Here is an 18138-nt window from a genome sequence, read left to right as displayed (position 1 = left end):
CCTGTGTACATAAAAACCGGATGATGAATTGTTCAAAAAATTCATCATCCGGTTTTTATTTTGGACTAGGAGTTTTTCCCAGCCTCTTTTAGTTTCTTGAACTTTTTGGCAATAATACAAAATGCCGGTTACTAGGATAATTATTACCGCTACCCAGATGGTCTTCATTCGTAGTGCCGGTTGAATTAGTGCTGATGAAATAGCACCGACCGTAAAGGCGAGAACGATAATCAAGTAATTAAAACCAACCAGGAAATCTTCTTGCTTCCGCTGGTAGAAGTACTCGGTCCACGCAACAACAAACTTTTTGATGTTCCCGGTAGTAAAGACACTGCTATAACCAAGCCCCTCTACCTTGCTAAAGGCGGTATTGACGAGTGCCAAACCAAAGGAGACCATTCCAACGGATAGATAGGTGGGGAAGCTTTCCGGCATCGCCCCGACGAAGACACCGATTGCTAGAATAGGAAGCAGGCAAATGATCCGCCAGTACTTAGCGTGGTTTTGGATTGTAATTGCAGTGACAATCCCCAATACATATAGAACAATGGCCCCGCAACGGTCGATGATCCCAATGAGGTTGTGGTTTACAATGGCCGCTGACAGGAAAATAATGTTCCCTGTTTGTGCGGCAGCGAGGGTGTGTCCACATTGGATATAGGTAAACGCATCGAGAAAGCCGCCGCAAAAGGTCATAATAATGGCAAAGAGACGTGCCTCTTCAGCGTGGCGGGAGTTAAGTAATTTATCCACAAGATCCCTTCTTTATTTTTGGTCAATGTTCTTATTATATTATTAAATCGCAAAACGGGAAACTAACGGTGGTTCTTAATCTTTGGTACAATTATTACAACAAGAGAAGGAGCGGAAAATAATGGCAAAGCAATTATTATTAATTGATGGTAACAGCATTGTCTTTCGGGCATTCTTTGCAATGCACAACCAGATTGACAAGTTTACTAATAAGGATGGCTTGCATACAGCCGCAATTTACGGGTTCAAACTGATGCTTGACCACGTCCTTGGCAACTTCCACCCGGATGCGGCACTGGTCGCCTTCGATGCCGGCAAGGTTACCTTCCGGACAAAAATGTATGATGACTACAAGGGTGGCCGGAATAAGACACCTGAAGAGCTAACTGAGCAGTTTCCTTACGTCCGTGAGCTGGTTAAGGCTTGCGGCCTGCATAGCTATGAATTGAAAAATTATGAGGCCGACGACATTATCGGGACTCTTGCAAAGCAGGGGGATGAAGCCGGCTATGAGACGCTGATCGTGACTGGTGACCGTGACTTAACCCAGCTGGCCAGCGACCATACGACGGTTGCCGTTACCCATAAGGGGGTTACTGATACTGAGCACTACACGCCAGAACATGTCGAAGAAAAGTTAGGGATTACTCCAACACAGATTATTGATATGAAGGCACTGATGGGTGATACCTCAGATAATTATCCCGGTGTAACGAAGGTCGGGGAGAAGACTGCCATTAAGTTAGTAAAACAATTTGGCTCCGTCGAAAACCTCTATGATAATATTAATGACTTGAAAAAGAGCAAAATGAAGGAACACTTGATTGAGGATGAAGACATTGCTAAGCAGTGTAAAACCTTGGCCACGATCCTTCGTGACGCGCCGCTTGAGATTGGCCTCAAGGATATTCAGTACCAGGGTGAACAAACTGAAGAACTAATTGCTTTTTACCAGCAAATGGGTTTTAAGTCCTTCCTTGCTAAGATGAACGTCGAACCCAGTGAAGAGGAACAGGCAAAGCCAGTTGAATTCACCGAATTCACCAGGGATAACCTTGCGGATGAATTAGGTAACCTTGATGGTGAACTGAGCTTCTTCCTCGAGATGCCCGATCCAAACTACCATACTTCACCATTTGCTGGCTTTGTAATTGGGGACGGACAGAAGTGGCTGGTAAGCCGGGATGCGGAATTACTTAAAGAAGCCCCGTTAAAGGAGTTGCTGGAATCAACGAGGGTGGCCAAGAACGTATTTAATGCCAAGGCGCAAATCGTTGGTTTACACCGGCTTGGAATCAACTTGCAAAATATTGATTTTGACCTCTTATTAGCATCGTACTTACTGAACACGAATGATAACAGTAATGACCTTGGTCAAGTTGCCCTAGAGCATGACTACCATGACGTGCCAACCGATGAAGAAGTTTATGGTAAGGGTGCCAAGCGTGCAATTCCGGATGACGACCAGGTCTTCTTTAACCACTTGGCGCAAAAGGCACGTGCAATTAATGAACTAAAGGATAAGCTTTTTAAGGAACTGGAAGAAAACAAGCAGATACCGCTATATACAGATATTGAACTGCCACTGACCCGGGTCCTGGCGAAAATGGAAATTACGGGTGTGCACGTCAATGCCCAAACTCTTAAGAATATGGGGAGCAAGTTGACCGAGCGGCTCGCTGATATTGAAAAGCAGATTTATGATGAAGCGGGTGAAGAGTTTAACATTAACTCCACCAAGCAGCTGGGGCACATCCTCTTTGAAAAATTGAAGTTACCGGTAATCAAAAAGACCAAGACGGGTTACTCGACAGCGGTTGACGTCCTGGAAAAGTTAGCCGACCAATCGCCAATCGTTGAGCAGATCTTACAATACCGGCAGATTTCAAAGCTGCAGTCGACGTACATCACCGGCTTGCTGAAGGTTATTCATTCAAGTGACCAGAAGATTCATACCCGCTACCTGCAAACCTTAACCCAAACTGGCCGCTTATCATCTGTTGACCCTAACCTGCAGAACATTCCTGTCCGCCTACCAGAAGGACGGTTAATCCGTAAAGCGTTCGTGCCAAGTCATGAGGGGTGGCAGATTTTCTCGTCTGACTACTCACAGGTGGAATTACGGGTACTAGCCCATATTACGGGTGATAAGAACCTGCAGGAAGACTTTAAGAATGGTGAAGATATTCATGCCAGCACTGCCCGGCGGATCTTCCACTTACCAGCCGGAGCCGAAATTGACCGGAACATGCGGCGGCGTGCAAAGGCGGTTAACTTTGGAATTGTGTACGGAATCAGTGACTATGGCTTAGCCCAGCGGATCCACGTAACCAGGTCACAGGCCCATGAGTTTATTCAAAACTACTTCAAGGAATTCCCGGGAGTAAAGAAGTACATTGATGAAACGATCCAGTTTGCTCGCGACCACGGTTATGTTGAAACCATTACCCATCGCCGTCGTTACCTGCCAGACATCAACGCAAAGAGCTTTAACCGTCGTTCCTTTGCTGAACGGACAGCGATGAACACCCCGATTCAGGGAAGTGCGGCAGATATCATTAAGATTGCGATGATCCGGATGCAATCAGAGATCGAAAAGCGGCAGTTAAAAGCCAAGATGCTTTTGCAAATCCATGACGAACTAGTCTTTGAAGCACCAGCAGACGAAATTCCGGTCCTGAAAAAATTGGTACCACAAGTAATGGATTCCGCCGTTAAGCTGAACGTTCCGCTGAAGGTGGAGAGCAAGGTTGGCGACACATGGTACGACTTAAAATAGTAAAGGTGGCGAAATAAAATGCCAGAATTACCAGAGGTTGAAACCGTCCGGCGTGGACTACTGAAGATTGCAAAGGGCCGGAAGATCAACGCCATCGATGTTTACTACGGGAAGACCATTACAAACGATGTCGAGCAATTCCGGCAGGCACTGATTGGCCAAACCATCGAGGATGTTGACCGGCGTGGCAAGTACCTTTTGTTCCGCTTTAGTAATCACCTGACGATGGTGTCGCATTTACGAATGGAAGGGAAATACTTTAACCAGCCAATTGGGGGCCCAATTGATAAGCACACCCACGTTGTCTTTCAATTTACCGATGGGACCGAGCTCTGCTACCACGATACCCGTAAGTTTGGTCGGATGACCCTTGTGAAGACCGGCGAAGAGATGACGGTTGGCGGATTAAAGACAATCGGCCCTGAACCAACGGCTGCAGACTTTAAGCTTGATTTCTTTAAGAATGAGCTGCACCGGAGCAGGGGGAAAATTAAGCCATTCCTCTTAAACCAGCACCATGTCGCCGGGCTTGGCAACATCTACGTCGATGAAGTTCTGTGGATGAGTAAAATCAACCCCGAACAACCGGCTAATACCTTAACGGACGAACAGGTTGCAAGCCTGCATGACAATATTATTCAGGAACTGGCGATGGCAATTAAGTATAAGGGCACCACTGTCCACAGTTTTACCAACGCTTTTGGTGACGCTGGGGCCTTCCAAGACCGCCTGAACGCGTACGGTCATGGTGGTGATAAGTGTCCTCGTTGTGGCACGAAGATGGTTAAGATTAAGGTGGCTGAGCGGGGAACGACTTTTTGCCCTCACTGCCAACCACTAGTGGAGGATTAAGATGACAAAGTTAGTGGGACTAACTGGCGGAATTGCTAGCGGTAAGTCAACGGTCAGCAAGATGCTTTCGCAGGTTGGCTTTCCAATTGTTGATGCCGACCTGGTTGTCCACCGTTTGCAGCAGCCGGGTCAACCCGGGTTTGAACGGTTAGTTGACCAGTTTGGCCAATCAATTTTGACCGCTGCTGGTCAGCTAGATCGGCAGCGGTTAGGGCAGATGGCCTTTAGCAATGCGGATACCCGGCAGGAACTTAACCGGGTGATGCAGCCCCTAATTAGGGATACCATTTTCGACCAGATAAATGACTTGAAAAAAGCAGGAATGCCGGCAATTATCCTTGATGCACCCCTGTTGTTTGAACAGCACTATGATGAGGATTGCGACCTGGTAGTGGTAGTTGCGGTTAATTATGAAAACCAACTGGTCCGCCTAATGGCCAGGGACAACTATTCACGAGTAGAGGCGAAAGAACGGGTTGATTCACAGATGCCGTTATCGCAAAAGGAAAAATTAGCTGACCTGGTAATTGATAATAATGGTGATTGCCAACAGCTCCAAACCCAGGTGGCCCAGTTGGTTAAACGATTAAAATCCGTTTGATTATGGTACAATAAGGTATTAAGTAATTTTAAGGAGGTAAGCGCATGAAGTGTCCACATTGTCACCGCAACGGGTCACGAGTAGTTGACAGTCGACCAAGCGAAGATGGCAGCTTTATACGCCGGCGCCGGGAGTGCGTTCATTGCGGCTTCCGCTTTACCACTTTTGAACGGTACGAAGAAACACCTTTACTCGTCATTAAAAAAGACGGTACCCGTCAGGAGTTTAGCCGTCAGAAAATCTTAAATGGGATTGTTCGGTCAGCAGAAAAGCGGCCGGTCAGTATGGAACGCCTGACTAAGCTAACGGATAAAGTTGAAAAGAAAGTTCGCAGCTTGGGTGAAAATGAAATTTCCAGCCAACTAATTGGTAAGTACGTCATGAATGAATTAAAGGATGTCGATGAAGTCGCCTATATTCGTTTTGCCAGTGTTTACCGGCAGTTTAAGGACGTTGACGCCTTTATGAATGAGCTGGAAACGATGGTGAAGACTGATCATAAGGATAAAAAATAGGAGGGGAAAGCATGGCAGCACAGCAAGGTGAGTTTGACCCCCAAGCTGGATTTATCGTGACGGCAGCAAGTGATTTTGTTAACTTTAGCTCACGGACGTTCACAAGCTTCTACCAACCGGTCTTGGGGCCAACTGCCTTTAGTCTGTTTTATGCCCTCAAGGAGCAACTGCTTGACAATCCGACCCTGGGTGATCGCCGGTTACAGTCGAATATCATTCGCCAGTTAAATTCAGGAAGCAGCCAGATTGCCCATGCTCTTCACCGTCTTGAAGCAGTTGGCTTAGTTAGAACGTTAGTGGGGAATGACGACCAGGGAACGCTAAATGTTTACCAGTTGCACCCAACGTTAACACCAGTCGGCTTTATTGAGGATGACCTTTTGAGTGTCCTTCTCTTAGAAGCGGTGGGGGATGCCAGCTTCAAGCGCCTTAGTAAGTGGGCGCACCGTTATGAATTGGCTTCCCACCCGCAACTTACTGATGTTAGCCACCACTTTTTAGATGAATTTCATGTTGCCTCCCAGTCAGTCATCTCAACACCAGAGACGATTGCCACGGCTCGTCAGCAAAATACAGTTGAAAAAACACCGCGTGATTTGGGAACGAGCAATTTTGATTGGCCCACCCTCTACCAGCTACTGGATGGCCAGCCGGTGGTAAAAAAAGACTTGGAGCGGCACCAACGCTTGGTTGAGGTTGAACACCAGCTTTACGGAATTGATGAGCCAACGATGAAGGGACTCATATTAAGGGCGGTAAACCTCGCCGATAATCACTTTGATCCGACTAAATTTAAACAAGTTGTCGCCGCTAGTTACCAACGGGCCACTGCTTCACCGGCAACGGCAGCTGTGAAAAGCTCAGACAAGCAAATGGTAAATGCCAAGCTAACGGCTAAGGACCAGCAATTGCTGAAGAGTGTCGGTCGGTATTCGCCGATTGACTTCTTGCAAAGCTTAAAGGAGCAGACTGGTGGTTATGTTACCGCCAATGAACGGCATATTTTGACCCACTTAGTAGCTGATGCCAAGTTAAACAACGAGGTCATTAATATTTTGTCGTGGTACATAATTGCGGAGCTCAGCAATGCAACGTTGAAGGCTAACTTTGTCGATGCAATTGCTAATAGTTGGATTAAGGCGGGCGTGTATGATGGTGAAAGTGCGCTCCTGCAGTTAAAGCAGTTTAACCGGCAAAAGAGCGATAACTTTGCTAGTGGTCGGAAGCGGCGGAAGAATAGCTACCGGCGCGAAAAAATTGAAGAGAAGATGCCGGAATGGTCAAAGACGAGCCAGCAAGAGCGTAACAGGAAGGCATCAAAAGAAGAAGTTAAAGCAATTCAAGAATTACTAGCAAAACGAAAACAACAATAAAAGGTGGTGGAATTAATGAAGTCGTTAAGTGAATCACTCCAGGAAGTAATGAAGAACCGGAACGTGGCAGCAAATGTCACCGAGCTGATGAAGCGGGTTCTGGCCGATCCGGATGTCAAATCTTTCTTAATGCAGAATAAGGAGCAGATTAGCCGGGAAATGGTGAAGAGCAGTCAGTCAAAGTTGTACGAGTTTTATCACGAAAAACAACTACGGGCCAAAGGTGAGGCAACGGTTGCTCCTGGCTATTCACCACAGTTAGTGTTAAATTCTGGTCAAATTGATGTCACCTACGTGCCTACCCAGCAGCTAATTGAAAAGGAACGTCAACGCCACATTCAGCGTCTGGTTCGCTCAATTAACATGCCGAAGTTTATCCAGCATGCTTCACTGGATAATTTCTTTATTGATGAAGAGCACCAGACTGCTACCCGGATGGCAGCTTTGAAAGCGGCCATTGAATTTACCGATAGTTATCCCGCGGACCACTTTATTCCTGGCCTCTACCTTTATGGTAATTTTGGGGTGGGGAAAACTTACCTCCTCGGCGCAATTGCAAATGAATTGGCCAAGAAAAAGGGAGTTGCTACGACCATGCTCCACTTCCCAAGCTTTGCGGTTGAGATGCGGAACTCAATTAAGAGCAACAGCACTAGTGCAAAATTAGAGGCGGTGAAAAAGGCACCGGTTCTGATGTTAGATGATATTGGTGCTGACGCGATGAGCAAGTGGGTTCGTGATGACGTTCTTGGTATTATCCTTGAATACCGGATGCAAGAAGAATTACCGACCTTCTTTAGCTCTAACTTCTCAATGGATGAGCTGGAGAAAAACCACCTGGCAATTGATACGCAGGGTGACCACGAGCCACTGAAGGCGCAGCGGATTATGGAACGGGTTAAGTTCTTATCCCGGGAAATGCCGATGACTGGAGAAAATTTACGGTCAAAGGGATAATTACCTTGACATTCAATAAGAGATTAGGTATTCTAGTAAACGTTGAAAGAAAAAGCAGAAGCACCCGCTTCTCGCCTAGGTGACAAGGGTCGCCGGGCTGACGAGATGAAATTGAGCAGACGAAAGAGGTCTGCTACTATTGAGCGGGTTGCGTTATGCAACCCGCTTTTTTTGCTTTGATCTTTCGCTAATAAAATTGGAGGTGCGTTGCCATAGCACAAGATATGATTGTCAACAACGGTATTCGTGCACGTGAAGTGCGGCTAATTGGCCAAGATGGCGAACAATTAGGGATCAAGTCCAAGCGTGAAGCGCTTCAACTGGCAGAAGATGCCAACCTTGATCTGGTACTGGTTGCACCAAAGGCCCGTCCAGCGGTAGCCCGCATTATGGATTACGGAAAGTACCGTTTCGAAATGCAAAAGAAAGAGCGGGAAGCTCGGAAGAAGCAAAAGACGGTGACGGTTAAGGAAATTCGCCTGAGCCCATCAATTGATACGAATGACTTCAACGTTAAGTTAAAGCGGGTTCGTAAGTTTATTGAAAAGGGCGACAAGGTTCGGGTTTCACTCCGTTTCCGTGGTCGTGCTATTACACACAAGGATATCGGTCGTGACATGATTGAACGGATGGCTGAAGAAACTTCAGACATCGCTACTGTTGTCCAACGTCCAAAGATGGAAGGTCGGAGCATCTTCTTAACTCTGGCCCCAGCTGCTGATAAAGCAAAGAAATAGAATTTTAGGAAAGTAGGGAATATCTTATGCCAAAGATGAAGACAAACCGCGCTGCTGCTAAGCGTTTTAAGCGTACTGCTAAAGGTGGATTCAAGAGTGGTAACTCATTCACTAGCCACCGTTTCCACGGTAAGACTAAGAAGCAACGTCGTCAATTACGTGGCTTGAGCATGATGGACAAGTCCAACGTAAAGCGTTACAAGAAGTTAATGCCATTCAAGTAAAACTTCAAGATTAAATAATTAAAATACGTAGGAGGATTTCAACATGCGAGTTAAAGGTGGAACTGTTACGCGTGCACGTCGTAAGCGCGTTATGAAGTTAGCAAAGGGTTACCGTGGTGCTAAGTCTCGTTTATTCAAGACTGCTAAGGACCAAGTAATGAAGAGTTACGTTTACGCTTTCCGTGACCGGAAGGTTAACAAGCGTAAGTTCCGTGAACTCTGGATTGCCCGGATCAATGCTGGTGCCCGGATCAACGGCATTAGCTACAGCAAGTTAATGCATGGCTTGAAGCTTGCTAACATCGACATCAACCGTAAGATGTTGGCTGACCTGGCTGTTAACGACCCAAAGGCATTCACTGCAATCGTTGACGAAGCCAAGAAGGTACTCAACTAAATCTATTCACAGTCATCCATCGTTGGTGGGTGACTTTTTTGTTACTGATTGCTTTTTGTGGCGATTGATTGAAACCCTATTTTATAATCGCTATAATTAACCTAACAATAAATTAATGAGGTGCAATATTGCTAGATAAATTTAAACCTACCTGGATGGTAAATACAATTTACGCAGTTTCCCCCGACCAGTTAAAGGAACGGGGAATTCGGGCGGTTTTTAGTGACCTAGATAACACACTAATTGCTTGGAATAATCCCGATGGTACCCCTGAGTTACGACAATGGATGTCTTCACTGAAGGAGGCAGGAATTCCACTGATTGTTATTTCCAACAACAGTAAGGCCCGGGTAGCAAAGGCAACCAAGAACCTGGACTTGCCATTCGTTTCCCGTTCATTAAAGCCATTGAGCTTCGGAATTGAACGCGCACGAAAGAAGCTAGGCTTGAAAAAGTCAGAAGTTGTCATGGTAGGGGACCAGTTGATGACCGACATGATTGCCGCTAATGAAGCTGGAGTTCGCAGTATCCTGGTTAAGCCACTGCTTGATACCGATAAATGGGATACACGGATTAACCGCTTCTTCGAACGAATCGTTTGGCATAAGTTAAGAAATGAGTACCCAGATTTACAATGGCAGGAGGATTTGAATGACTGAACAAGATGATGAGTTGCGTTGTATTGGCTGCGGTGCGGTAATTCAATCTGATGATCCCGCCGCTCCCGGCTACACTCCCCAATCGGCAATTAAGAAAGGACTAGAAACCGATGAATTATACTGTCAACGGTGCTTCCGCTTACGGCACTATAATGAAATCGCACCGGTTTCATTAACCGATGACGATTTCTTACGGTTGTTGAGCCAAATCCGGGATGCGAACGCGCTAATTGTTTATGTTGTTGATATCTTTGATTTTAATGGTAGCTTAATCCCTGGACTGCATCGCTTTGTGGGGGATAACCCAATTCTGTTAGTTGGAAATAAGGAAGATTTGCTTCCCCGTTCCCTGCGGCGGTCAAAGCTCCGCGATTGGATCCGGCAGCAGGCCAATCAAGCTGGATTGCGACCAATTAAGACGGTACTGGTTTCTGCCAAGAAAAACCATGAGATTGATCAGCTGTTGGATACGATTGAAAGCTACCGGCACGGTCGCGATGTCTACGTAGTCGGGGTTACTAACGTTGGTAAGTCAACCTTAATCAACCAGATTATTAAGCAACGGACAGGGGTAAAAGACCTGATTACCACCTCCCGTTTCCCTGGTACCACTCTGGACAAGATTGAAATCCCACTTGATGATGGACACAAACTGGTTGACACACCAGGGATTATCCACTCGCACCAGATGGCCCATGTCTTGTCTGCTAAGGATTTGAAGATTGTGGCGCCGCAAAAGGAAATTAAGCCCCGGACGTACCAACTATCCCCCGAGCAAACGATCCTTATTGGCGGGGTTGCTCGTTTTGATTTTGAAAAGGGTCCCCGGTCAGGTTTCGTCACCTACTTTGAAAATAATTTGAAGCTCCACCGGACGAAATTGGCTAATGCTGATCATTTCTATGAACGCCATCTTGGTGACCTATTAACACCACCGACTGCAGATGAAGTAGCGGACTTCCCACCACTGGAGCGGGAAGAGTTCCGGGTAAATAAGAAGAGTGACATTGTCTTTGAAGGACTAGGCTGGATTACTGTTCCTGCAGGTGTAACCGTGGCTGCCTGGGTACCAAAAGGTGTCGGGGCGCTAGTGCGTAAAGCAATGATTTAATGAGGTAATAAAATGAAATTAAGAGGAAAGCAAAAGCGCTTTTTACGGGCGCGGGCAAACCACTTGCAACCAATTTTTGCGGTTGGCAAGGAAGGCCTAAGCGATAACTGGTTGGCGCAATTAGATGGTGCCTTAGACCGGCGCGAACTGATCAAGGTTAATATTCTACAAAACGCTGACGTAACGACCGCTGAAGTGAAGAACTTTATTGAAAGCAAAACTAATATTCAAGTTGTTCAGACGATTGGGCGGGTGTTAGTACTGTTCAAGGTTTCAGCAAACAAGGATATGCGCAACCTGTCTGACCAAGTTGCTAAAGTTTAGTAGGGAAGGCTTATTATGCAGGGCTGTCAAGTTTATTCAAAAACCCGGCCGGCGGTTCAGGCACAACCGGTAACTAATACTCACCACCGGCGGGTTGGAATTTATGGTGGGACCTTTAACCCGGTTCACAATGCACACCTATTGGTTGCTGACCAGGTTGGCCACGCCCTTTGCTTAGAGAAGGTAAAGCTAATGCCGGATGCAATCCCGCCACATGTTGACCACAAGTCAGCAGTGAGTGGCGATCTCCGGCTACAAATGCTTGAACTGGCAATTGAAGGAAATCCCTTGCTGGGGATTGAAGATTATGAATTGCGGCGCGGCGGAGTATCGTATACGTACGAAACGATGAAAACACTGACTGAGCGTCACCCTGATACGGAATATTACTTCATTATCGGTGGTGATATGGTTGACTACCTCGATAAGTGGTTCCGGATTGATGACCTGATTAAGTTACCGCGTTTTCACTTTGTGGGTGTCCGGCGTCCACATGCACATAATGAGACTAAGTACCCGGTGGTATGGGTTGACCTCCCAGAAGTTGATATTAGTTCGAGTGATATCCGCACCCGGATTCGTCGGGGACAGTCAATTAACTATTTGGTACCAGCAAAAGTGGCCGAGTTTATTAAGGAGCATCATTTATACCAATGACAGAAACAATCACTTATTCTCATCATTACATTCCATTGACCCGTGACGAGCTGGTGGCTCGCCTGCGTGAAGCACTGAAGGACAAACGGTTTAACCATGTTTTACGGGTTGAGCAAACCGCTATTAAGCTGGCTAAGGTGAATGGAGTTGATATTGAAAAGGCAAGTATCGCTGGCTTGTGCCATGATTATGCTAAGCAGCGGCCGGACCAGGACTTTATCGATGAGATCCACCGGCGCGGTCTAGACCCAGAACTGCTGAATTACGGTAATGCCATCTGGCATGGTGTGGTCGGTGCAGAATTAATTAAGGATGAGCTCGGTATTTGGGATGAAGACATTTTAAACGCCGTTCGTCACCACACAACTGGTGCCGCAACAATGAGTCCACTCGAACAGGTAATTTACATGGCAGATTACATTGAGCCGGCACGGGACTTCCCAGGGGTAGAAAAGGCCCGTGAGATCACTGCAAAGGACTTGGGGGCAGGAGTTGCCTACCAAACAAAGCAAACCCTTGAATACCTCGTTGAAAGAAATAGTCCGGTTTACACGAAGACATTAGAAACTTACAATGCGTGGGTACCGGCCTACCAAAAGGAGATTGATTAAATGGATAGTAAGCAAGTATTAGAAATGGTTGTTAAGGCTGCCGATGGTCGGCGGGCGGAAGACATCACCGCACTAAAGGTTGATGAAATTAGCCCAATGGCGGACTACTTTGTAATCATGACTGGTGGCTCTGACCGGCAAGTACAAGCAATTGCTAATGCAATTATTGAAAAGGCCCATGAGAAGGGCGTTAACATCGGTAGTGTTGAAGGGAAGAACCATGCTAAGTGGGTCCTGATTGACCTTGGTGATGTCGTAGTTCACGTCTTCCGTGAAGAAACCCGGCAATTCTACAACCTGGAAAAACTGTGGTCAGAAGCACCGCTCGTTAATTTGAGCGAATGGGTAGATGACTAATGATTTACCAGAGTTTCGCCCGGCTGTACGATGAGTTATTTGATGACCAACTTTATATGCAGTGGTGCAATTATACGCTTAACCGGCTCGGTTCTGACAGCAAGTCCGTTTTGGATCTTGCTGGTGGGGCAGGCCGGTTAGCTTGTTTATTGGCAAAAAAGGGACTCAACGTTACGGTAGCTGACTTTTCGACCGAAATGCTCAGTATCGCTAGTGAACACGCGGCAGAAAACGGGGTTGACCTACAGCTGGTTGAAGCTGACATGCGTAACTTAACCGGTTTTCCCACTTATGATGCGGTAACCTGCTTTGCGGATTCTTTTTGCTACCTTGATAATTTAGCAGATGTAAAGCAGTCATTTAGTCAGGTGGCGGACCACCTAACGGCTCATGGCAAGTTCTTGTTTGATATTATCAGCCCGTACCAAACAGATGTGGTTTATCCAGGATACATGTATAACTACGAGGATGAGGACCACCGGCGGGCATTTATGTGGCAGAGTTTTGCCGATGATGACGTTGAACATGGTGTTATCCACGAGCTGACCTTCTTTACTCGCCTGACTGACGGGAACTACCAGCGGGTAGGGGAGACGCATTTTGAACGGAGCTATGAGTTAGCAACGGTTAAGGAGGCCCTCCACGAAGCCGGTTTTTCGCGGGTTGCGGTTAGTGCTAATTTTGGTGATGATGAGGTTAAACCTGATACAACACGATGGTTCTTCGAATGTCAGAAGTAGGTGAGAATATGCGTGCAGTGGGAATGGTTGTGGAATTTAACCCTTTTCATAATGGTCATGCTTACTATGTTCAGCAGGCTAAAAAGCAAGCGGCAGCTGACGTTACGTTAGCGGTGATGAGTGGTGACTTTACACAACGCGGTGAACCAACCGTGGTTGATAAGTGGGAGCGAACCCGTGCAGCCCTTGCTAGCGGGGTTGACCTGGTAATTGAACTACCATTTTTCTATGCTTGCCAGCCGGCCCACCGGTTTGCAGCGGGAGCACTGCGATTATTGAGTGAAATGGGTGTTAGTGCGGTTGCTTTCGGTGCCGAACACCCCCAGTGGGATTTCCGCTCACTGGTAAGGGCGGCGAAAACCTTTGACCAGCGTGACCTAAAGCAGTATACGGAAACGTACGCGACCCAGTTTAATGACCAGTTAATGCAGGCAACCGGAGTTAGTTTAAAAGAACCAAACGACATTTTAGCATTTGCCTATACCAAGGCAGCCGAGAACCACCATTATGCTTTTGACCTTCAGCCGATTAAGCGGCGGGGAAGTGACTACCATGATGAACAAATCTCCGGCAGAATTGCTAGTGCGAGCGCAATTCGCCAGGCGATGCTAACAGGGAATGATTATCAGGAAACTATTCCGGCAGAGATGCTAGTCTCATTAGCGGCGGTGAAGAGGGTCCCAACATGGGAAAAGTTATACCCAATGTTGCGGAACCAACTAATTCAAGCACCGGTTGAACAGTTACGGCAAACTTACCAGATGGCTGAAGGATTAGAATACCGGATGAAGGAGCAGGCACAACGGTCACTAGATTTTGATCACTTCATTCATGGGATAAAGACGAAGCGGTACACGTATGCGCACCTAATTCGGCTGTGCCTGTATACTACCCTGCAAGTTAGGGAAAAGGAACTGGCAGAGCATGTCAACCAGCCCTACCTCCATATCCTGGGCTTTAATCGGCGGGGTCAAGCATACCTTCACCAGGTAAAAAAGCAGGTTAATATCCCCATGTTTACGAAGGTGGGGCAGGATCTGCGTGATGGATTGTGTAACCTTGATTACCGGGCCGGGAAGCTATACCAAACGTTCACCCCGGTCGAGCAAGACTTAAAGCATGCCCCCATTATTTTGCGGTAAAGTATGGTAGAATCAAGAAGGTGTTTAGCTCAAAGCAGTGTCAAGGAAAAAGCATTGACAACTGCTGGGTTAGACTAGTATAATTGTACATGTTGCATTAGGAGGTTAGTACGATGAAATGGTCGATATCTGAACTACATCGTTATCAAAACGAACCACTTCATATTGAAAGTACTTTTGACCTGAACGCATCATTAACGAAGCTATTTCCGGACATTATCTTGGGGGTTGCCTCTGTCAAGGTTGACGGATATGTAACTTATGACGATGGTGATGTAACCGTTAGCGCAAACGTTAAGACGACGTTGACGGTTCCATCAAGTCGTTCGTTGACACCCGTTCAGTTGCCACTTGACTTTAACTTCACTGAGACCTATATTGATGATCGCAGCCACTTCTCCCGGTACGAGGACGATGAAGTCGTCTTCTTGCTTAAGGATCGTGAGTTAATTGATTTTGATACGGCCTTAGCGGAAAATATTGTTGAGCAGGTGCCGTTGCGGGTACTTTCTGCTGATGAGAAGGCTGGAAAACCAATGCCGAATGGTAAGGGTTGGTCGGTTATCTCGGAAGATGACTATGAAGCTGACAAGCAGAAAGATAAAAAAGTTGATCCACGTCTCGCGAAGTTAAAAAAGTTATTGCCTGATCAGGATGATAAAAAGTAGCGGACGGTTAAAAACCATTTGTGGATAATTTATTTCTAGGAGGTGTCAAACATGGCTGTTCCAGCACGGAAGACTTCAAAAGCTAAGAAGCGTATGCGTCGGGGTCACATTAAGTTGAACGTCCCTGGCTTAACTCCTTGCCCAAACTGTGGTGAACTTCGCAAGTCCCACATGGTATGCCCTAACTGTGGCTACTACGATGGCAAGCAAGTTGTTAACACTAACAACTAATTTATTAAATAAAGACCATTCTTTAGGCGCCGGACCTAGGATGGTTTTTTTTATTTTAAAGAAATTATCTACTGCTTATTATCAGGATTTTGTTTCCGCTATCACTGGGGTTAATTAAAGAATTGTGATAAAATTGTTGTGTTAATTTAATGAGAAAATCCATGTAGAAATTAGTAGGTGAATTTGATGAGTCGTATTTTAATTATTGAAGATGAAGAGAATTTAGCAAACTTCGTGAACTTGGAGCTAAAGCACGAAGGCTATGATACGGACGTTGAATTAGATGGGCGCGCCGGATTGGACGCAGCATTGAACCAGGATTTTGACGTTATCCTCCTGGATTTAATGCTGCCAGAATTAAACGGGATTGAAGTTGCACGGCGGGTTCGTGAACTAAAGGATACCCCAATTATCATCATGACGGCTCGTGACTCGGTAATCGACCGTGTTTCTGGCCTTGACCATGGTGCTGATGACTACATTGTTAAGCCATTTGCCATTGAAGAATTACTCGCGCGGGTACGGGCACTCTTACGGCGGATTAGCATTGAAGATGGCAACAATAAGGAACACCAGACGACGGTTAACTACAAGGACTTGACGATTGAAAAAGAAAACCGGGTTGTTCGCCGTGGTGATGAAGTCATCAACCTTACTAAGCGTGAATACGAATTGCTGTTGATCCTGATGGAAAACATCAACGTCGTAATGTCACGGAAAGAGTTATTGAGTAAGGTCTGGGGATATGATTCGAAGGTTGAAACGAACGTTGTTGATGTTTATATCCGTTACCTGCGGAATAAGATCGACCGTCCTGGTGAAAAGAGTTACATCCAAACTGTCCGGGGTACTGGTTATGTGATCCGTTCCTAGAATCCGTGAATGCATATGGAGAATCAGAAAAAGAAGAGTAAACGCTTTGTTTCTTTGCGGTTGAAGTGGGCATTTGGGACGGCGCTAGGTTCACTAATTATCTTTTTCATTGTGACACTAGCAATGTTTACGTCCTTTACACAAAATTTATTTCGGCAGGAACGATCACTGTTAAACCAGGGAATGACTAATATTAGCCAGCAATTGGTTAAAAATAATGGTCCCTTAACTAGGCGGAGCATCGACCGGGTGGTTGACCCGGAGAATGATCATTCACTGGTTAGCGGTGCTGATTATCGGCGCCCCGTGATTAAGGAATTAAGTGATGGGCACCTGATTGTTAATATCTATAATCCCCAGGGAAAGAACCTCCTTTCAACGGGGAAGGCAGATGTTAAACAGTCACTGGTTAATGAGCGCCAGGTTCAGTTGTACCGGGGGACAAACCACCGGATCCTTGTGGGCCATATGCCGATTTATTCGGAAAAGAGCCGTCAAGTGATTGGCTACCTGCAGGTTGAAAATAACTTAAACTCATATACCCAGAGCTATAGTCAACTGCGGCTGGTCTGCATCATGGCCCTCTGCCTCGTGGTATTGGCTAGTGGACTGCTTGGCTACTTTCTCTCTTACTTTTTGTTACGGCCAATGTCGGACATTCACGATACGGTTAAGGTTATCAGCAAGGATCCAACGAAAGAAATTCGGGTCCCAACGATTAACCGAAATGATGAAATGTCTGAGTTGATTGACATGTTTAACGAAATGCTGGACCGGATGCAGCGCTATATTGACCAGCAAAGTCAGTTCGTTAGTGACGTTAGCCATGAGTTGCGGACACCAGTAGCAATCATCCAGGGGCACTTGGAAATGTTGCAACGGTGGGGGAAAGATGACCCGCAGGTACTTGATGATTCGTTAAACGCCTCATTAGTTGAGACGAAGCGGATGAAGAACCTGGTTCAAGAGATGCTGGAGTTAAGCCGGGCGGAACAAGTTGAGATTAACTTCCGCAACCAGCACACGGTAGTCAACGATGTCGTCCACCAGGTCTTTAATAACTTCAAGATGCTTTATCCTGAGTTTACCTTTACCCTTGACGATGATGTCGATGAAAAAATCACGGCTAATATTTACCGTGACCACCTTGAACAGGTACTAGTAATCCTTTGCGACAATGCGGTTAAGTATTCTAATGACCGGAAGGAAATTCACCTAACCCTTTCCCGGGGGATGAATACTGTTGAAATTGGTGTTCAGGACTTTGGTGAAGGAATTGCACCGGAAGACGCTAAACGGGTCTTTGACCGCTTCTACCGGGTTGATAAGGCACGTAGCCGTAAGAAGGGTGGCAACGGCCTGGGGCTGTCAATTGCCCAGCGGCTGGTTGAAGGCTACCATGGTCAAATTAGTCTGGAAAGCTCACTAGGTGCTGGATCACTCTTTAAGGTTGTACTGCCAATCATTGATGATCCAGAAGAATGATAAAAAATGGAAGAAGAGGCTGGGAAAAAACTCCTAGTCCAAAATAAAAACCGGATGATGAATTTTTTGAACAATTCATCATCCGGTTTTTA

At 46.3% G+C, this 18138-nt stretch carries 21 protein-coding genes, 1 pseudogene and 1 other annotated feature; of the genes and pseudogenes, 21 read left to right on the top strand and 1 reads right to left on the bottom strand.

What is annotated here, in order from left to right:
- Positions 1–102: 102 nt before the first annotated feature.
- A pseudogene (locus QOS07_RS08070) lies at positions 103–753 on the bottom strand (YoaK family protein); the annotation flags it as partial.
- Positions 754–874: 121 nt separating this feature from the next.
- Between QOS07_RS08070 and polA the strand changes: the two are divergent.
- The 21 genes from polA to QOS07_RS07965 all read left to right on the top strand — a co-directional run bounded on the left by polA (position 875) and on the right by QOS07_RS07965 (position 18046).
- Positions 875–3532: a DNA polymerase I gene (gene polA, locus QOS07_RS08065; RefSeq protein WP_283588454.1), complete on the top strand. Its 2658-nt coding sequence runs from the start codon at positions 875–877 to the stop codon at positions 3530–3532.
- 18 nt (positions 3533–3550) lie between these two features.
- Entirely contained in the window at positions 3551–4384 is an 834-nt protein-coding gene (gene mutM, locus QOS07_RS08060; protein WP_283588453.1) for a DNA-formamidopyrimidine glycosylase, read from the top strand.
- A gap of 1 nt (position 4385) precedes the next feature.
- Positions 4386–4985, top strand: coding sequence for a dephospho-CoA kinase (gene coaE, locus QOS07_RS08055; protein WP_283588452.1), 600 nt, complete (start codon positions 4386–4388; stop codon positions 4983–4985).
- 44 nt (positions 4986–5029) lie between these two features.
- Positions 5030–5500 (top strand): transcriptional regulator NrdR, encoded by a 471-nt coding sequence (gene nrdR, locus QOS07_RS08050; RefSeq protein ID WP_283588451.1) that lies wholly within the window; start codon positions 5030–5032, stop codon positions 5498–5500.
- 11 nt (positions 5501–5511) lie between these two features.
- Positions 5512–6873: a DnaD domain protein gene (locus tag QOS07_RS08045; RefSeq protein WP_283588450.1), complete on the top strand. Its 1362-nt coding sequence runs from the start codon at positions 5512–5514 to the stop codon at positions 6871–6873.
- A 15-nt stretch (positions 6874–6888) separates the two neighbouring features.
- Positions 6889–7830 carry a primosomal protein DnaI gene (dnaI, locus tag QOS07_RS08040; protein WP_283588449.1) on the top strand — a complete coding sequence of 314 codons (942 nt, stop codon included), beginning with the start codon at positions 6889–6891 and terminating at the stop codon, positions 7828–7830.
- A 46-nt stretch (positions 7831–7876) separates the two neighbouring features.
- Positions 7877–8010: a sequence feature (ribosomal protein L20 leader region), on the top strand.
- Between the two features lie 44 nt (positions 8011–8054).
- Positions 8055–8567: a translation initiation factor IF-3 gene (gene infC, locus QOS07_RS08035; protein ID WP_003715336.1), complete on the top strand. Its 513-nt coding sequence runs from the start codon at positions 8055–8057 to the stop codon at positions 8565–8567.
- 26 nt (positions 8568–8593) lie between these two features.
- Positions 8594–8791 (top strand): 50S ribosomal protein L35, encoded by a 198-nt coding sequence (rpmI, locus tag QOS07_RS08030; RefSeq protein ID WP_283588448.1) that lies wholly within the window; start codon positions 8594–8596, stop codon positions 8789–8791.
- 43 nt (positions 8792–8834) lie between these two features.
- Positions 8835–9188 (top strand): 50S ribosomal protein L20, encoded by a 354-nt coding sequence (gene rplT / locus QOS07_RS08025; RefSeq protein WP_283588447.1) that lies wholly within the window; start codon positions 8835–8837, stop codon positions 9186–9188.
- Positions 9189–9316: 128 nt separating this feature from the next.
- Positions 9317–9847, top strand: a complete 531-nt coding sequence (locus tag QOS07_RS08020; protein WP_283588446.1) for a YqeG family HAD IIIA-type phosphatase — start codon at positions 9317–9319, stop codon at positions 9845–9847.
- Positions 9840–10958 carry a ribosome biogenesis GTPase YqeH gene (gene yqeH, locus QOS07_RS08015; protein ID WP_283588445.1) on the top strand — a complete coding sequence of 373 codons (1119 nt, stop codon included), beginning with the start codon at positions 9840–9842 and terminating at the stop codon, positions 10956–10958. The genes QOS07_RS08020 and yqeH overlap by 8 nt, the downstream gene beginning before the upstream one ends.
- Before the next feature lie 12 nt (positions 10959–10970).
- Entirely contained in the window at positions 10971–11282 is a 312-nt protein-coding gene (gene yhbY / locus QOS07_RS08010) for a ribosome assembly RNA-binding protein YhbY (protein WP_283588444.1), read from the top strand.
- 15 nt (positions 11283–11297) lie between these two features.
- Positions 11298–11939, top strand: coding sequence for a nicotinate-nucleotide adenylyltransferase (locus QOS07_RS08005; protein WP_283588443.1), 642 nt, complete (start codon positions 11298–11300; stop codon positions 11937–11939).
- Complete coding sequence (yqeK, locus tag QOS07_RS08000) at positions 11936–12550, top strand: bis(5'-nucleosyl)-tetraphosphatase (symmetrical) YqeK (RefSeq protein WP_283588442.1); 615 nt, start codon at positions 11936–11938, stop codon at positions 12548–12550. Before QOS07_RS08005 ends, yqeK begins: the two co-directional genes overlap by 4 nt.
- Entirely contained in the window at positions 12551–12907 is a 357-nt protein-coding gene (gene rsfS, locus QOS07_RS07995; protein ID WP_283588441.1) for a ribosome silencing factor, read from the top strand.
- Positions 12907–13647, top strand: coding sequence for a class I SAM-dependent DNA methyltransferase (locus QOS07_RS07990; protein WP_283588440.1), 741 nt, complete (start codon positions 12907–12909; stop codon positions 13645–13647). Before rsfS ends, QOS07_RS07990 begins: the two co-directional genes overlap by 1 nt.
- Positions 13648–13655: 8 nt before the next feature.
- The gene (locus tag QOS07_RS07985) at positions 13656–14789 is read left to right on the top strand and encodes a nucleotidyltransferase (RefSeq protein ID WP_283588455.1); all 1134 of its coding nucleotides are present in this window, start codon (positions 13656–13658) and stop codon (positions 14787–14789) included.
- Positions 14790–14902: 113 nt separating this feature from the next.
- Positions 14903–15457 carry a DUF177 domain-containing protein gene (locus QOS07_RS07980; protein WP_283588439.1) on the top strand — a complete coding sequence of 185 codons (555 nt, stop codon included), beginning with the start codon at positions 14903–14905 and terminating at the stop codon, positions 15455–15457.
- Positions 15458–15508: 51 nt separating this feature from the next.
- Positions 15509–15688 (top strand): 50S ribosomal protein L32, encoded by a 180-nt coding sequence (rpmF, locus tag QOS07_RS07975; RefSeq protein WP_003715340.1) that lies wholly within the window; start codon positions 15509–15511, stop codon positions 15686–15688.
- Positions 15689–15874: 186 nt separating this feature from the next.
- Complete coding sequence (locus tag QOS07_RS07970) at positions 15875–16561, top strand: response regulator transcription factor (protein ID WP_283588438.1); 687 nt, start codon at positions 15875–15877, stop codon at positions 16559–16561.
- A gap of 15 nt (positions 16562–16576) precedes the next feature.
- Complete coding sequence (locus QOS07_RS07965; RefSeq protein ID WP_283588437.1) at positions 16577–18046, top strand: HAMP domain-containing sensor histidine kinase; 1470 nt, start codon at positions 16577–16579, stop codon at positions 18044–18046.
- Positions 18047–18138: the final 92 nt, after the last annotated feature.

The organism is Limosilactobacillus viscerum, from assembly GCF_947387525.1.
GTDB classification, from domain to species: domain Bacteria; phylum Bacillota; class Bacilli; order Lactobacillales; family Lactobacillaceae; genus Limosilactobacillus; species Limosilactobacillus viscerum.
Note: the sequence above shows the minus strand (reverse complement) of the source record. Positions and strands in the feature narration are given on the sequence as shown.

Bases quoted from the DNA above. Each gene is read 5' to 3' on its own strand.
- rsfS (WP_283588441.1), top strand. From the start codon at position 12,551: ATGGATAGTAAGCAAGTATTAGAAATGGTTGTTAAGGCTGCCGATGGT.
- QOS07_RS08045 (WP_283588450.1), top strand. From the start codon at position 5,512: ATGGCAGCACAGCAAGGTGAGTTTGACCCCCAAGCTGGATTTATCGTG.
- nrdR (WP_283588451.1), top strand. From the start codon at position 5,030: ATGAAGTGTCCACATTGTCACCGCAACGGGTCACGAGTAGTTGACAGT.
- QOS07_RS07980 (WP_283588439.1), top strand. From the start codon at position 14,903: ATGAAATGGTCGATATCTGAACTACATCGTTATCAAAACGAACCACTT.
- dnaI (WP_283588449.1), top strand. From the start codon at position 6,889: ATGAAGTCGTTAAGTGAATCACTCCAGGAAGTAATGAAGAACCGGAAC.
- QOS07_RS07970 (WP_283588438.1), top strand. From the start codon at position 15,875: ATGAGTCGTATTTTAATTATTGAAGATGAAGAGAATTTAGCAAACTTC.
- infC (WP_003715336.1), top strand. From the start codon at position 8,055: ATGATTGTCAACAACGGTATTCGTGCACGTGAAGTGCGGCTAATTGGC.
- QOS07_RS07965 (WP_283588437.1), top strand. From the start codon at position 16,577: ATGGAGAATCAGAAAAAGAAGAGTAAACGCTTTGTTTCTTTGCGGTTG.
- yhbY (WP_283588444.1), top strand. From the start codon at position 10,971: ATGAAATTAAGAGGAAAGCAAAAGCGCTTTTTACGGGCGCGGGCAAAC.
- rpmI (WP_283588448.1), top strand. From the start codon at position 8,594: ATGCCAAAGATGAAGACAAACCGCGCTGCTGCTAAGCGTTTTAAGCGT.
- mutM (WP_283588453.1), top strand. From the start codon at position 3,551: ATGCCAGAATTACCAGAGGTTGAAACCGTCCGGCGTGGACTACTGAAG.
- rpmF (WP_003715340.1), top strand. From the start codon at position 15,509: ATGGCTGTTCCAGCACGGAAGACTTCAAAAGCTAAGAAGCGTATGCGT.
- QOS07_RS08005 (WP_283588443.1), top strand. From the start codon at position 11,298: ATGCAGGGCTGTCAAGTTTATTCAAAAACCCGGCCGGCGGTTCAGGCA.
- QOS07_RS07990 (WP_283588440.1), top strand. From the start codon at position 12,907: ATGATTTACCAGAGTTTCGCCCGGCTGTACGATGAGTTATTTGATGAC.
- rplT (WP_283588447.1), top strand. From the start codon at position 8,835: ATGCGAGTTAAAGGTGGAACTGTTACGCGTGCACGTCGTAAGCGCGTT.
- QOS07_RS07985 (WP_283588455.1), top strand. From the start codon at position 13,656: ATGCGTGCAGTGGGAATGGTTGTGGAATTTAACCCTTTTCATAATGGT.
- yqeK (WP_283588442.1), top strand. From the start codon at position 11,936: ATGACAGAAACAATCACTTATTCTCATCATTACATTCCATTGACCCGT.
- coaE (WP_283588452.1), top strand. From the start codon at position 4,386: ATGACAAAGTTAGTGGGACTAACTGGCGGAATTGCTAGCGGTAAGTCA.
- polA (WP_283588454.1), top strand. From the start codon at position 875: ATGGCAAAGCAATTATTATTAATTGATGGTAACAGCATTGTCTTTCGG.
- yqeH (WP_283588445.1), top strand. From the start codon at position 9,840: ATGACTGAACAAGATGATGAGTTGCGTTGTATTGGCTGCGGTGCGGTA.